The organism is Acinetobacter sp. YH12218 (assembly GCF_013417925.1).
Lineage (GTDB): Bacteria > Pseudomonadota > Gammaproteobacteria > Pseudomonadales > Moraxellaceae > Acinetobacter > Acinetobacter amyesii.
Genome location: NZ_VPDB01000154.1, coordinates 1 through 1,663 on the forward strand (window position 1 = coordinate 1; position 1,663 = coordinate 1,663).

The 1,663-nt window shown below is 38.8% G+C and carries 1 protein-coding gene and 1 rRNA gene; both read right to left on the bottom strand.

Features of this window, described 5'->3' with window-relative positions:
• Window positions 1-186: 186 nt before the first annotated feature.
• Window positions 187-1,383, bottom strand: coding sequence for an MFS transporter (locus tag FTV03_RS17630; protein WP_180042398.1), 1,197 nt, complete (start codon window positions 1,381-1,383; stop codon window positions 187-189).
• Window positions 1,384-1,548: 165 nt separating this feature from the next.
• Window positions 1,549-1,663 (bottom strand): 5S ribosomal RNA (rrf, locus tag FTV03_RS17635).

Consider the following 1,663-nt stretch of genomic DNA (forward strand, 5'->3'; position numbering starts at 1 on the left):
CGCGACTCATGAGTGCTCGGTTATATGCGGGCCAATTGGTTGTGCGATAGATTTTGTGTGTAGGCTTCTTCATTTGAAAATTATATCGCTGAAAAAGCCTTTACAGATAGGTTTGTGCAACAAAGCCTATTTATATTAAAAAATAGATGTAAAACGAATATTAAATAATAGCTTATTCACATATTTCTATTTTAATTTATTCAATTTTATTGCTAAAAATAAACCGATCATCAAGATAACAGCAATAAAGCTCGTCAACCCCATCCAACCAGACATTTCCCAAACCAAACCACTACTACCCAAGATACTAGAACCTAAGTAGTAGCAAAATAAATACAGAGATGAACCTACGGCACGGTACTGCAGGGATTGAACTGATACCCAACTACTTGCCGTGGAATGCGCTGCAAAAAAAGCAAAAGTGAATATAATCAGCCCCAAAATGACTGACCAAAATGCCGGAATGAGCATGATCAACAACCCCAACAGCATCATGATCAGCATCGAAGGTAAAACTTTTGCCCGTCCAAAGCGTTTCCCCCAACTTGCAGCCCGAGGTGAACTATATATTCCTGCCAAATAAGCTATTGAAATTAGCCCAATCCAAGTTTGAGAAAGTTGATAAGGTTCTTCTAATAGGTGGTAGCTCATATAGTTAAATATAGAGACAAAACATCCCATGAGGATAAAGCCTTGAAGGAATAAAATTCTCAGCTTTGGATCTGCTAAATTTTTAACGAAAGATTCATAAAATCGGTTGAAACGAATGGGGTAAGCTTGAAAATGTTGAGATGCCGGAAGTAATAAAAAGAATGCTGTGGCTATACATAGGTTAATGATTCCAATAATCATCATGGCATTTTGCCAACTAATATAATCAATCAATACCCCGGCAATGAGACGACCACCCATTCCTCCAATCGCAGTACCCGATATATACAGGCCCATTGCAAAGCCTATATCTTTTTGCTCAATTTCTTCACCTATATAAGTCATTGCAACTGCAGCAACACCGCTAACACTTAATCCGATCAGCACGCGATTCAATAAAAATATTTCCCAAAGTGGAAATATAGAACTAATGATTGAAAGTGACGCTGCCAAAAATAAAGCGGTGACCATCACAGGCTTACGACCGAATCGATCTGAAATCAAACCAGTGAATAGCAGCCCAATCGCTAAGGCAATGGTAGAAAAAGATAAAGGAAAGCTGCTATGTGTCGGACTGACATGAAAGAAATTCGCAAAGATGGGCATCATCGGTTGTACACAATACAACGATGAAAAAATTGCGAAGCCTGCTAAAAATAAAGAAAATAAAATGGCAAGAAATGGCCGTGTGCCATATTCAATATAAGGAGAATTTGAGGCTAAATCAGACATGAGCTTTCCAACAATGACACGGATAGTATACGCCTTTCAGTCTTTAATTTATAAATCACATGAAATGAATGATGAATTCTTTCTTTTTTTCTCACTACTTCTTTTTCTTTTCCTCACACATAAAAAAACACCCCCTGACGTATCAGGGGGTGTTTTCGAATAATGAGCTGGCGATGACTTACTCTCACATGGGTAACCCCACACTACCATCAGCGCTAAGAGGTTTCACTTCTGAGTTCGGGAAGGGATCAGGTGGTTCACTCTTGCTATTGTCGCCAGC

Bases quoted from the DNA above. Each gene is read 5' to 3' on its own strand.
- FTV03_RS17630 (WP_180042398.1), bottom strand. From the start codon at position 1,383: ATGTCTGATTTAGCCTCAAATTCTCCTTATATTGAATATGGCACACGG.